Source organism: Halotolerantifilum yawarlongkerapense, from assembly GCF_054506745.1.
In genome coordinates this window covers 462,509-474,243 of sequence record NZ_CP199719.1, presented here as the reverse complement: position 1 = coordinate 474,243, position 11,735 = coordinate 462,509, and the positions used below count along the sequence as shown (strand labels likewise).

The 11,735-nt window shown below is 50.8% G+C and carries 14 protein-coding genes; 11 read left to right on the top strand and 3 right to left on the bottom strand.

Annotation, left to right across the window (positions count from 1 at the left end):
• Positions 1-9: 9 nt before the first annotated feature.
• A complete protein-coding gene (sdaAB, locus tag ACULM0_RS02340) occupies positions 10-681 on the bottom strand; it encodes an L-serine ammonia-lyase, iron-sulfur-dependent subunit beta (protein ID WP_463678854.1) in 672 nt (223 codons plus the stop codon).
• Positions 682-1,044: 363 nt separating this feature from the next.
• On the opposite strand from sdaAB, the gene ACULM0_RS02335 reads away from it, so the two are divergent.
• Both ACULM0_RS02335 and ACULM0_RS02330 read left to right on the top strand, forming a co-directional pair.
• Positions 1,045-1,242, top strand: coding sequence for a cold shock domain-containing protein (locus ACULM0_RS02335; RefSeq protein WP_463678853.1), 198 nt, complete (start codon positions 1,045-1,047; stop codon positions 1,240-1,242).
• A 118-nt stretch (positions 1,243-1,360) separates the two neighbouring features.
• Positions 1,361-2,284, top strand: a complete 924-nt coding sequence (locus ACULM0_RS02330) for an N-acetyltransferase family protein (protein WP_463678852.1) — start codon at positions 1,361-1,363, stop codon at positions 2,282-2,284.
• Positions 2,285-2,354: 70 nt separating this feature from the next.
• Here ACULM0_RS02330 and ACULM0_RS02325 read toward each other — a convergent pair whose 3' ends face one another.
• Positions 2,355-2,552, bottom strand: a complete 198-nt coding sequence (locus ACULM0_RS02325) for a helix-turn-helix domain-containing protein (protein WP_463678851.1) — start codon at positions 2,550-2,552, stop codon at positions 2,355-2,357.
• A 136-nt stretch (positions 2,553-2,688) separates the two neighbouring features.
• Between ACULM0_RS02325 and ACULM0_RS02320 the strand changes: the two genes are divergently transcribed.
• A complete protein-coding gene (locus tag ACULM0_RS02320; protein ID WP_463678850.1) occupies positions 2,689-3,054 on the top strand; it encodes a helix-turn-helix domain-containing protein in 366 nt (121 codons plus the stop codon).
• A gap of 68 nt (positions 3,055-3,122) precedes the next feature.
• Here the strand turns inward: ACULM0_RS02320 and ACULM0_RS02315 are convergent, their stop codons facing one another.
• Positions 3,123-3,368, bottom strand: a complete 246-nt coding sequence (locus tag ACULM0_RS02315; RefSeq protein ID WP_463678849.1) for a hypothetical protein — start codon at positions 3,366-3,368, stop codon at positions 3,123-3,125.
• Between the two features lie 316 nt (positions 3,369-3,684).
• On the opposite strand from ACULM0_RS02315, the gene ACULM0_RS02310 reads away from it, so the two are divergent.
• The 8 genes from ACULM0_RS02310 to ACULM0_RS02275 all read left to right on the top strand — a co-directional run bounded on the left by ACULM0_RS02310 (position 3,685) and on the right by ACULM0_RS02275 (position 11,698).
• Positions 3,685-4,437 (top strand): IclR family transcriptional regulator, encoded by a 753-nt coding sequence (locus ACULM0_RS02310; RefSeq protein ID WP_463678848.1) that lies wholly within the window; start codon positions 3,685-3,687, stop codon positions 4,435-4,437.
• A gap of 119 nt (positions 4,438-4,556) precedes the next feature.
• The gene (locus tag ACULM0_RS02305; RefSeq protein ID WP_463678847.1) at positions 4,557-5,963 is read left to right on the top strand and encodes a YfcC family protein; all 1,407 of its coding nucleotides are present in this window, start codon (positions 4,557-4,559) and stop codon (positions 5,961-5,963) included.
• A 3-nt stretch (positions 5,964-5,966) separates the two neighbouring features.
• A complete protein-coding gene (locus ACULM0_RS02300) occupies positions 5,967-7,145 on the top strand; it encodes a M20 family metallopeptidase (protein ID WP_463678846.1) in 1,179 nt (392 codons plus the stop codon).
• 62 nt (positions 7,146-7,207) lie between these two features.
• Positions 7,208-8,608 carry an N-acyl-D-amino-acid deacylase family protein gene (locus ACULM0_RS02295; RefSeq protein WP_463678845.1) on the top strand — a complete coding sequence of 467 codons (1,401 nt, stop codon included), beginning with the start codon at positions 7,208-7,210 and terminating at the stop codon, positions 8,606-8,608.
• Entirely contained in the window at positions 8,577-9,740 is a 1,164-nt protein-coding gene (locus ACULM0_RS02290; RefSeq protein WP_463678844.1) for a M20 family metallopeptidase, read from the top strand. Before ACULM0_RS02295 ends, ACULM0_RS02290 begins: the two co-directional genes overlap by 32 nt.
• A 678-nt stretch (positions 9,741-10,418) precedes the next feature.
• The gene (locus tag ACULM0_RS02285; RefSeq protein WP_463678843.1) at positions 10,419-10,985 is read left to right on the top strand and encodes a glycerol-3-phosphate responsive antiterminator; all 567 of its coding nucleotides are present in this window, start codon (positions 10,419-10,421) and stop codon (positions 10,983-10,985) included.
• A gap of 18 nt (positions 10,986-11,003) precedes the next feature.
• Entirely contained in the window at positions 11,004-11,351 is a 348-nt protein-coding gene (locus ACULM0_RS02280; RefSeq protein WP_463678842.1) for a Lin0368 family putative glycerol transporter subunit, read from the top strand.
• Between the two features lie 14 nt (positions 11,352-11,365).
• A complete protein-coding gene (locus tag ACULM0_RS02275; RefSeq protein WP_463678841.1) occupies positions 11,366-11,698 on the top strand; it encodes a Lin0368 family putative glycerol transporter subunit in 333 nt (110 codons plus the stop codon).
• The last annotated feature ends 37 nt before the right edge of the window (positions 11,699-11,735 follow it).

Here is an 11,735-nt window from a genome sequence, read left to right as displayed (position 1 = left end):
AGTGTCCCCCTATCGTTCCATCTTAGGCAGGTATTTGACTTCCACTACGTACTCGAGACACCCGAGGGCTTCTAGGACAGTAGCTGGAATCGTATCATCGGACTCCAGTATAAGTCTTGCTCGCTTACCACGGTCATTGCGAAAGACACTGAGGGTTGCGATGTTAATCTGGTGCTCGGCGATCAGAGTGGTGATACGGGCGACCATACCGGGACGATCTTCATGTTTGGTGATCAGCGTCGCGTAGTCACCGGTGAAGAGGACATCCGTCGTGTTGATCTTGATGATATTCACACGCCCGCCTCCTATGGAGGATCCGATAATCTCCATTTGTCCTTGTGCATCGGACATATGAACTTTCACTGTATTGGGATGTACCTCCCCGAGGTCGGTGCAGACGAATTCAAAGGTGAAGTTGTGCGCTTTTGCATGTTGTTCGGCATCTCGGATCCGTGGATCGTCGGGCATGAACCCAAGGAGACCGCCGACCAGTGCTTTGTCTGTACCATGTCCCTTATAGGTCTTGGCGAAGGAGCCATGAAGCGTGAGAATCGCTTGTTCGGGCTGACGCCCGAACAAGCGTCTGGCGATAAAACCGATTCTCGCGGCTCCCGCTGTGTGGGAACTAGAAGGACCGATCATCACGGGGCCTAAAATATCAAATAAACCAAAGTGTGTCATGACTTCCTCCTTTGGAGCATGAATAGTAATCTGTATACGAATAACAGTATCTTAGCACCTCAGTGCAAGCGGTGCAACACTTTCACGGCTAGTGGAGTAATAGGGAACGTTTTCATAGCGAAAAGACTGGACTTATGTGATGAACTGCTATATAGTAAGTAACTGAGAGCAAGAGAACAGCGTAGGCGGAGAGCTAAAGGAGTGTTTGAAAATAACACTTGCCAAAGTGATCGATTACCTGTATACTCTACTTGTAAGCTCATTTCATCAAGGAAACATAGTGAAGATCTGTTAGAAGCACGTCGGAGCTCCATGATTTCCTCTGAGTAATGTAGTAAATGAATAAGTAAAGGAGGCAAAATCATGAAAGGTACCGTAAAATGGTTCAACGCTGAAAAAGGCTTTGGTTTCATCCAAGCTGAAGACGGCAACGACGTGTTCGTACACTTCTCTAAGATCAACAAGCCTGGCTTCAAATCTTTAGAAGAAGGCGAAGCTGTAACATTTGAAGTAACTGAAGGCGCTAAAGGCCCTCAAGCTGAAGATGTGACACCTGTTTAAGACGAATTAAGAAGCACCGGATTATCCGGTGCTTTTTTTTATGCGTAGATTGGGTATCTTCTCATATAGAAGAGAGGGGGATGTCAGCGTGCCAAAGTCTAAGTGGAGTGCTCAGGAAATGGCGTTATCTCACCTTCCGGAAACGGCGGAATTATTTCTTGCGCATTATCGGAAGGTGTTGAAGGAAAGAAACTACCTGCCCAGGAGGTTTCTCAATGCGGAGCTGATCGTGGCCTTACAGCGTTATGCGCTGAAACACGGGAAAGGCGTGATTGTACGTGATCAAAATCGCATCGTCGGTTATATGATGGGCATGGCAGTGGAGGGCTTGGCCTCAGGCCGCCGCGGGATCTTGACTCCAGAGTGGGCACACGGCGCAGATGGTGAGGAAGCGGTGGCGATTTACGATGTCATGTACAAGGCCATCACGCGCAAATGGGTGGCCGAGGGTTTTCGTGAACATGCCGTCCGTATGATCGTGGACGATCAGCGACTGATCGATCATTTCATTCGCTATGAGTATGGTATCCGGCAGATGGATGGCGTGACGAGAACGACAAAAGACCTGGTGCCAACACCTCAAGAATTGCATTTTCGACCGATCACAAGGTCTGATCGCCCGGTTCTTGATGATCAACTGACTGCCTTTCTTCATTACTTAAGTGCTTCACCAGTCTACCAGCTGGTGGATCGCAAGCCCTATGAGCAAATGCAAAAGAAAATGAAATTGGGCTATGTCGTGGAGCGTGACGATCGGGTCATCGCCTCGGTTCAAGCTATTTCCTCACCGGATCGCGGTTCTGTCCTGCTCGAGGATGAAGAGACGCTGGGGGTTTTCATGATCTTTACCCACATGGGTCACAGGGAGGCAGGAATCGGCGACTTTTTGATCCGTCGGCTGATTCGCGAAGCATCGGAGTCCGGTTTCAAGCGTGTGAGCGTCACCGTGCGAACGGCTAACAAAGGAGGCCGGCGGTTCTTTTTGCGGTATTTCGAGCCTGTTAGTTATGAGCTCATCCGTCATTTTGACCAGCGGTTATAAAAATAGCCACCGGTTGAAACGCCCTAGAGCGTGCAATCGGTGGCTGGATTTGATACAATATGATTAATTCTTAATCGGGCATCTCGAGATCCAAGATCTCACAGATCGATTGAAGGTATTTTCTGCCGGAGCGTTGACCGTGCAATACCATGCTCAAGTAGACCGCTGAGGTACCCACTTGTTCAGCCAGGTCCTTCTGGGTCATGTTACGTTCGATGAGGCGATCTTTCACCTTCGCGCCGAAGGGAGTCAGCTTTCGCTTGATCATGTGGAGTCCTCCTGAGTGGGTTATCGGTTGAAAATCTAGAAAAATAATCCATGAATCTCCATAATAATATCTCAGATATCCGATAATATCAAGATGTAGTCATATAAAATCTCGATTATCCGAAGAAGGTGATGACATGTCGACCATCGGCGAAAGAATAAAAGCGGCTAGAAAGGCGTCAGGATTGACCTTGAGTCAAGTGAAGGAGCAGACGGGCCTTTCCACGGGAAACCTCAGTGATATCGAAAACAATCGCTACCAGCCCTCCGCTAAGGCGTTGAACCGGTTGGGCCTTTGTTACGATGCGCCTGTCGACTGGTTTCTCTATGGAGGCGATGTGAAGCTTGTGGCGCGGGAATCCCCTGGGGCTTACGGTGACGTTAGTCAGGCGGAAGCCCATTTGATCACCCTCTATCGCTCGCTCGATGAAGGGGGACAGAAACGCTTGATGCGTTATGCTGCCCTGTTAGAGGAAGGCTTTTTTTTGAACGAAAATGATTAATTATTTATCATGCGGTGGTATTACCCCCATGAAGAAACCCACCGCCATGGCGGTGGGTTTTTTTAGTGTTATGAAATCAGTTCAAGACGACCTGTCATAAAGTCAACCTTCAAAAAACTTTCGTAGATTTCCTTACCCTTCAATTGAACCGAAATAAAATTATCGTAGACCTGATGAACGGTTCCTACGATCCGGCGTTTCTTCCGTCCGCGGGTTTCCTTGATGATGATCTGCTCGTGTAACGATGGGAAATCATACTCGTGAACATCGGATCGGGTAAAGGTCGCTGTACTTTTTCTAGGCAGTCTAGCCATGAAAGCCTCCTTATTCCATTCAGCTGTATTCGTCAAACCTCACGCTTTCTTGCTCATTAGCGCGCGAAAGGGTTGACACCATTATAGCATATTTATGGGAATATTACAAATGGAGCGGATATATGGTGGTTTTGTCTTTGGGAGCGTACAAGATGTGGGGGTGTGAAGCGGGGTGTTACAAGGGGAGATTTCAAAAAAATATTTTTAAAAAATTCAGAAAAAAAGAAGGAGTTTAGAAAGTTATGTCGAATATCACCTATATGAGTTCAAATAACGAACAATTGTCCATATTATGAACAAAACGAAGGAGTCCCGAATGATGAAGCGAAATGCTCTTGAAAAGGCAATCGATATACTCAAAGATCTTTCAAACCATGACGAAGGTAGGACGGCCAAGGAATTGGCTGAAGTGTTGGCGATCAATCGTTCGACAACGCACAGATTGCTGGCCAACCTCATCCAGGAGAATCTCGTCTTGCAAAATCCCGAGACCAAATTGTACGCGATCGGCCCGGAGGCCTATCACATCGGTGCCGCGTACATCAACCGCGATCATTTCAGTGTCTATGCCAACTACGTCTTGAATGATGTGGCGAAAAAGATCAGGGTCTCCGTAGGATTCTCAAAGTTAGAGGGTACCCAGATTATCAATGTCTTCGAAGTGGAGAGCCATATTCCCTTTCGCTTGGGGTATCGACCAGGGACCTACTATCCCATCCACTGCGGGGCCTATGGAAAATCTATCATGGCTTTTTACGAACCTTACGCTGAGCTCGAACGTTTGGTTCGCACGGCGGACCTGACACCGCGAACCAGCCATACCATCACCGATCCCGATGAGCTACTCAGGGAGTACGCTAAGATCCGGGAGAAAGGGTATGCGATCAGCGATGAGGAGAATATGATCGGGGCTTTCGGGATCGGCGTGCCCGTACGGAACAGGGAGGGACGGGTGGTCGGTAGCGTGGCCGCCGCTGCAATCAAAGAGACGCTCACCGATGAGTTGATCGACAACATCCTGGGGGAACTAATGGATGGTGCCGAACGTATTCGTCGGTTGATGCCATAAATTTGCTAAGAAGGAGGTGACTCGAAAGAGGGGTAAAAGACCCACCAGACCGGGTTCAGAAGAGGTCTGTCAATCGCTACCCGCCGAGACCGGTGGGTGAAAGTAGGGAGGTATTCAAATTGAGTGAAGGTAAGAAGAAAATCTTCAAAGTACCGCATACTTACGTCATCTTATTTATCGTTATCATGATCATGTCGGTACTCACGTACATTGTACCAGCAGGTGAGTTCGACCGGGTTGAAGATCCAAACACTGGGAGAAACGTCGTTGCTGCCGATTCTTTCCATGAAGTAGAGTCGAACCCGACCAGTTTCTTTGATCTCTTCCAATCGGTGCCCAAGGGTATGAACGCAGCCTCGAGCATCGTGTTCTTTATCTTTATCGTGGGCGGGGCTTTCCAAATCATCACGGCCACAGGAGCTATCGAGGGTGGTATCGCCAAAACAGCCTTGGCCATGAAAGGGAAAGAAACGCTTATGATCCCGGTATTCTTGGTCATCTTTTCGATCGCCGGTGGTACATTCGGTCTAGCCGAAGAGGCCATAGTTTTCGTCCCCATTGGTATTGCACTGGCGCGTGCGCTGGGATACGATGCGATCACGGGAACGGCTATGATCACCCTCGGTGCTGCCTGTGGGTTCACCTCGGGCTTCATGAATCCTTTCACCGTTGGTGTGGCACAAGGGATAGCGGAACTGCCGCTTTTCTCCGGGATGACCTTCCGATTGGTGATCCTCGTGGTCATGTTGGTCATCACCACGGCTTACGTGATGCGCTACGCGTCAAAAGTCAAGGCCGATCCATCGCAATCTATCGTCTATGCTCTTGAACAAGAGGAAAAACACATGATCATCGACCTTTCTGATATTCCTAAACTTGAAAGCCAACACTACCTGGTGCTCCTCGATGTCGCCGTGGGTTTTGGTTTCATCATCTGGGGCGTATTCAACGCGGGATGGTACATCACGGAGATTGCTAGCACCTTTCTCGCTATGGGAATCATCGGTGGTTTCCTCGGCAAACTTGGACCGACGAAAATTGCCCAGGAATTTGTTGCGGGCGCCCGTGGTATCGTGTTCGGTGCCTTGGTCGTTGGTATCGCGCGCGGTATTCTCGTCGTGATGCAGGATGGATTTATCGTCGACTCGATCATCAACGGTCTGGCCGCAAGTATTCAGACCCTACCGAGTTCCATCTCTGTACTCGGCATGTATGCCGTGCAGGTAGTTATCAACTTCTTCATTCCATCGGGCTCCGGACAGGCTGCTGCGACGATGCCTATCATGGCACCGCTCTCGGATCTGATCGGTGTGAATCGTCAGGTTGCCGTAACGGCTTACCAGCTTGGTGATGGTTTCACCAACTCGATTATCCCCACGTCAGCCGCCCTCATGGGTGTACTCTCCGTGGCTAAGATCAGTTATGAGAAATGGGTCAAGTTTCTCTGGCCCCTGATGGTCATCTGGTTGATCGTTGGTTCAGTCATTTTGATCGTTGCCAATATGATTAACTACGGACCTTTCTAAGTCATGATCAGTGGTGCGCTTAAGCGAGAGGTGACGGTACTGACCCAAGAGCTCGTCAGACGACCTAGTCATAAGGATGTAGCCTGTCGTGAAAGGGAGGTGGCTCTCTTTATTGAAGCGTATGCCCGTGATACCCTGGGTCTCGATGCAGAATGCATCGAGGTCGAAGGGGAGCGTCCCAATGTGATGGTACGACTCAAGGGTACCGGTGGTGGTAAGACACTACTCTTCAACGGACACACGGACACGGTGCCACCTTACCGAATGACCATCGATCCCTTTGCAGCCGAGATCAGAGACGGTTGCATCTGGGGTCGCGGAGCCAATGATATGAAAGGGGCCATCGCCGCCATGCTTGTGGCGATGGGCGATCTCAAGCGCCGGAACGTCCCGCTGAAAGGTGATGTCGTCTTCAGTGGGGTCATAGGCGAAGAGGAACGATCCGAAGGAACGGAGTATCTCGTGAAATCGGGATTCACAGCAGATGGTGCGATCGTCGGAGAACCTTCCGGCGACGCCTATGCCATCGGGCACCGTGGACTCGAGTGGCTCGCTATCGATATCCAAGGCGTGGCGGCCCACGGTGGCATGCCCCACTTGGGGGTCAACGCGATCTCCAAAGCCGCAGGTGTCATTTCGGAGATCGAGACTAACCTCCAGCCGGAACTGTCCACCAGATCCCATCCAACGATGGGTCGATCGGTGATGAATTTCGGGCGGATCGAAGGTGGAACACAACCGAGCTCCGTAGCCGATCACTGTCGTATCGAGATTGACCGGCGTTATATTCCTGGGGAAAGTGTCCAGACGGTCCTTGCGGAGTATCAGGAGATCTTGGATGGGATGAAAGAGAGGGACCCGACCTTCGAAGCTACACTCTCCCGAATGCCAAATAATATGCTGACCCTCGATCATGTATACCTCAACACGGCGCCGGATGCAGAGATTGTGACCTGTCTTGTCAAGGCCATGACTCGAGTGATCGGACGTGAGCCCGTTTTGACCACCGATCGGGGCTGGACCGATGCAGCACTCCTTTCACACTTCGCCAAGATTCCCACGGTGGTTGCGGGACCCGGTAGGATCGCTTACTCGCATACGGAGGACGAACGTGTACCGATTGCCGATCTCCATGCGATGGTGGCGGTCTATCGCGACGTGGCCGAAGCATTCTGCAGATAACAACATACCGGGGTTCGAGTGGCCCCGGTTTTCTTTTTTTTTCACCTACAGGAGGTGGTCAGATGGTAACGATCATTGAAAAGGGGCTGTTGTACGACGGCTCTGCGAAAGAGTTGGTCCGTAAAGACCTATGGATCGAGAAGGGGCGTGTGATCGAAGAGCGTGGGGAGGTACCGGAGAACGTCGAGCGGATCGATGCATCGGGACTCATAGTGGCACCAGGGTTCGTCGATGTACACATGCACGAAGAGGTACTGGGGTACAGGGAAGGTGCACTGGTTTTTGATATCGCGGAGAAGATGGTCCGCATGGGTGTCACCACTGCGATTGCAGGCAACTGCGGGAACAATCGACAGTCCGTGGCCTCCTTTTTGGAGGCTATTGAGGAGAACGGTTCACCCATCCAGTACGCGACCTTCATCGGGCACAATTACCTTCGAGAACAGGTGGGTATTCAAGATCGCTACCGAGCGGCCACCGATGAAGAGATTGAGAAGATGCGCAGACTGCTGTCCGAGTCCATAGGCCTCGGGGCTATCGGCTTGTCCTTTGGTCTCGAGTACTCTCCAGGGATCCCCTATGAAGAGATGACCAAGCTATTAAGGGGCCTCGAGGGGAGTGGCCTTTACCTGTCGGCACATTTTCGAAGTGACGCCGACGCCGGGCTCGACTCCGTGCGCGAACTGATCCGTTTGTCTAGGGACATGCAGCTGCCCATGCAGATTTCCCACCTCGGAAGCTGTACGGCCTTCGGGATGATGGGCGAGGCGCTGGACCTCATACAGGCAGCTCGTGATGCGGGTGTGGACGTGGCCGTTGATTGTTATCCCTACGCAGCCTTTTCCACCTATATCGGATCGGCAGTCTTTGATGAGGGGTGTTTCGAGCGATGGGGTGTTGGACCTGAGGCCATTGCGCTCACCGAAGCCCCTTATGCCGGTCAGCGTTGCGATCGGGCGCTTTTTGAGAAGGTTCGCGCCGAGCATCCCGAAATGCTCGTGGTCGCCCATGTGATGCTCGAGACCGATGTGGCCCTCTGTCTGCAGGCACCTTTTGTCAGTGTAGCGAGTGATGGGCTCTATCGATCGGGTCAAGGCCACCCCAGGGGTGCAGGCACCTTTCCACGGGTGTTAGGCCACTACGCGATAGAGCGGGGCGTATTAAGTCTTGAAGAAGCGCTTTACAAGATGACGCGCCTGCCTGCCGATCGTTTCGGGTTGGAGCGCAAGGGACGCCTGACGCCCGGCGCTGATGCTGATGTGGTGCTCTTCGATCCCAACACGGTACGAGATGGTGCTACCTTTGATGCTCCGACGGCCCCACCGGTGGGTATCGACCGGGTACTGATCGGTGGACAGGTGGCGGTAAAACACAATGAAATCATTCGGGCCAGATTAGGTGGTCCGCTCAGACGAAGAAAGGACGGCCGTTATGAAAGAACAGATCAACGCACTACAGAGTGAACTGAAACCTGAAATGGAAGCGCTCAGCCGGAGGATTTATGAGCATCCCGAGCTGGGTCACCAGGAAGAGTATTCCTCGCAGGCCCACCGCGAGGTGTTAGAAGCCCACGGTTTTGATGTGGAGCAGCCCTACATGGGTTTGGAAACGGCTTTCCGCGCGACATACAATTCTGGCAAACCCGGTCCGACCGTCGCCTATCTCTCGGAGTACGATGCGCTACCCGGGATCGGACATGGTTGTGGCCACAATCTGCTGGGCACAGTGAGCACTTTCTCGGGCATTCTGCTCTCAAAGATCATGGGTGACCAAGGCGGACGGGTCGTTGTTTTGGGAACGCCTGCCGAGGAAACGAGTGGGGGCAAAGTGGAAATGGTCGAAGGTGGAGCCTTCGACGATATTGACGTGGCCATGGTGGCCCATCCTGCCGACGGCCACTTCAAAAGTGGAAAGTCCCTGGCCATGCAGGCGATCCAGTTTCAGTTCACGGGTAAAACGGCCCATGCCGCTTCACATCCACACAAGGGAGTCAATGCACTGGACGCGGCGATATCGACCTTCAATATGATCAACGCCCTACGGGAGCATATGCAGGACGATGCGAGGGTCCACGGTGTGATCACAGAAGGTGGCCGAGCGGCCAATGTGGTACCCGATTTGACGATCAGTCAGTTTTACGTGCGCGCTGCTACGAAAGTCTACCTGCTGGAGCTAGTGGAAAAGGTGAAGAATTGTGCGAAGGGAGCAGCGCTCGGTACGGGTTGTGAGCTGGAAATTTCACACTACGAGTCTTCCTATGACAATCTGATCACCAATGAGGCCCTTTCGGACCTTTATACAGAGAATCTCTTGTACTTTGGTGCTGAGGCAGTCAATGAAGCCCGTTCGAGCTATGGTTCCCTCGATGCGGGGAACGTGAGTCATTTCTGTCCGACGATCCATCCCTACTTCCCCATCTCCAAAGAGAGCCTGACTGGCCATACGGTAGAGTTCGCTGCAGCCACATTAACGGATTACGCAATGGAGGAGGCGGTGCGCACGGTAGCATCACTCGCCAAGACAGGTTATGATCTGATGGTGCATCCCGGTCGACTGAAAGCCGTTAAGAAAGAATTTCTTGATCATTCAGAATAAGTGTTTAAGAAGAGAAGCGCTGGGTATTTAATGAGTGAGGAGAGATCGAAAGCTCCTCACAGGCGGAGAGAATCGGTAGCTTTACCAAAGAATTAGGTAACCCAGCGCTTTGGTCGTTCGCAGAGAATCGTAAAGTATTAGTATGTGAATGGTTTAAACTGAGTGAAGTGAAGTTTCAATCGGCAGTAAAGCTTAAATTAGGTAGAGTTTAGCTTGAGTACCGTTTAGGATCGCTAGTAACGAAGTTACCCGATTCTCGCTCCGCCATATACGTCCTTAGGGGCGTATATTTTTTTGTGTTTTTTTGGCTCTCAGTCAACAGCTGGGGCGGGGCATATGCTGACGACGATTAGAGAGTATACAAAAGACGATCACGTGCGCTTTTCTTGATGATCTAGCGTCCGCACACTCGTAACTTTAGTCATGTGTAGTTCAATGTACGTCTTTTTTTCGTAACCATGTAACTTGGATTTCAAATTGTGCTAAAATAATACTGACGCTCAAATTCCATCGCATAAACTTGAGAATATTCTGAATCTCGCTGTCGAATACCATCAGAGGGAGAGCGATTGACATCATCGCTTGATAAAAATCATCAAGAAAACATTTGCCTAAGGTCATTTTGCAACGTTTTTAAGTTGGCATGTCATTTGCGTAATAGTAAGGCAGGAGGTCATCATGGGGAATTTATTGATTCAAGGGGTCCATGAACATCCGATCATCGCGGCAATCAAGAATCTGGAGAATCTCGACGAAGCACTTGCGTCGGACTGTCAAATCATCTTTCTGCTCGCGGGTACGATTCTCAATCTTAAAGAGGTTGTGGAGCGAATCCACGCGAGAGAGAAGCATGTATTTATCCATTTCGATCTTATGGACGGTCTTTCGAAAGATGCGGTGGGTCTGGATTATCTATTGGATCTGATTCCGGTCGATGGCATCATCACCACAAGAGCTAGTCTTGTGAAGCACGCCAGGAAAAGAAAAGTCTTTGTGGTTCAGAGATTATTCGTTCTCGACTCCCTCAGTCTGGATACGGGCATCAGGTCTTTAAAAGAAAATCGACCCGATGCTGTGGAACTTCTTCCCGGTATCATGAACAAGGTAACGGCTGAGATTGCCGGCACCGTTCACATTCCGGTGATCACCGGCGGGTTGATCAAGGAGAAGAATGAGGTCATGGCGGCTTTGAAAGCTGGCGCAGTAGGCGTTTCCTCTACGAATCGAGAGGTATGGAAGTTGTAAAACTATGGAGGTGTACCGGTGAAACATTTAGGAACAATTCTCGGCGCAGCAATCGCAGGTATTTTCGTAATGAGTGTTTGGGGTGCTTTCGCCACAGAATATGGTATCGGCGGCGGCTGGTTCGCAGGTTTTGCCATCATCAGTACCATGTGGTATCTCAATCACTTTATCGGCATTCATAATAACGATGGCGCTTGGGTGGATATGGCCCTCGGCATCGGTGTAGCAGGAACCATGGCACCCATCTTCAGAAGCGGTATCCAGGTGGGCATCGACGCTATCCCTACACTTCTCGTCGTGATGCTCGGCGGCATTGTTGGAGGATACGCAGCTGTACTTATGGAACGTCACGTCATCAAGGCTTAAGGGAGGGAATGAATATGACATTTTCAGCAGCAATTACTACGTTCAGTGGCGCTTTTATCTTTCCATTTCTCATTCGACTGCTGTGGGGTAAACTGGCCAATGATTACGGCGGACTCGGTGGTTGGTTGGCAGCAGGCTTCATCGTGGGAACCTCATGGGCTTTGAACCATGGTGTGGGTATGATCGTGCAGACCGGCGCTTGGGTGGATATGGCCTGGGCAGCAGGTGCAGGTCTCTTCTTTGCATCGGCTATCTCGAAGGATCACTTTGGTAAAGGTCTCATTAATGCCGGTTACGCTGCTCTCGGTGGTGTTATCGGTGGCTTCATTCTTTCGCATTTGGGTTAATCATCTACTGACTTTAACGAATTGAAGGAGGAGTACA

Coding starts and splice junctions, on each gene's coding strand:
- ACULM0_RS02325 (WP_463678851.1), bottom strand. CDS start 2,552: ATGATCAAGCGAAAGCTGACTCCCTTCGGCGCGAAGGTGAAAGATCGC.
- sdaAB (WP_463678854.1), bottom strand. CDS start 681: ATGACACACTTTGGTTTATTTGATATTTTAGGCCCCGTGATGATCGGT.
- ACULM0_RS02295 (WP_463678845.1), top strand. CDS start 7,208: ATGGTAACGATCATTGAAAAGGGGCTGTTGTACGACGGCTCTGCGAAA.
- ACULM0_RS02275 (WP_463678841.1), top strand. CDS start 11,366: ATGACATTTTCAGCAGCAATTACTACGTTCAGTGGCGCTTTTATCTTT.
- ACULM0_RS02290 (WP_463678844.1), top strand. CDS start 8,577: ATGAAAGAACAGATCAACGCACTACAGAGTGAACTGAAACCTGAAATG.
- ACULM0_RS02300 (WP_463678846.1), top strand. CDS start 5,967: ATGATCAGTGGTGCGCTTAAGCGAGAGGTGACGGTACTGACCCAAGAG.
- ACULM0_RS02320 (WP_463678850.1), top strand. CDS start 2,689: ATGTCGACCATCGGCGAAAGAATAAAAGCGGCTAGAAAGGCGTCAGGA.
- ACULM0_RS02310 (WP_463678848.1), top strand. CDS start 3,685: ATGATGAAGCGAAATGCTCTTGAAAAGGCAATCGATATACTCAAAGAT.
- ACULM0_RS02335 (WP_463678853.1), top strand. CDS start 1,045: ATGAAAGGTACCGTAAAATGGTTCAACGCTGAAAAAGGCTTTGGTTTC.
- ACULM0_RS02285 (WP_463678843.1), top strand. CDS start 10,419: ATGGGGAATTTATTGATTCAAGGGGTCCATGAACATCCGATCATCGCG.
- ACULM0_RS02330 (WP_463678852.1), top strand. CDS start 1,361: ATGGCGTTATCTCACCTTCCGGAAACGGCGGAATTATTTCTTGCGCAT.
- ACULM0_RS02315 (WP_463678849.1), bottom strand. CDS start 3,368: ATGGCTAGACTGCCTAGAAAAAGTACAGCGACCTTTACCCGATCCGAT.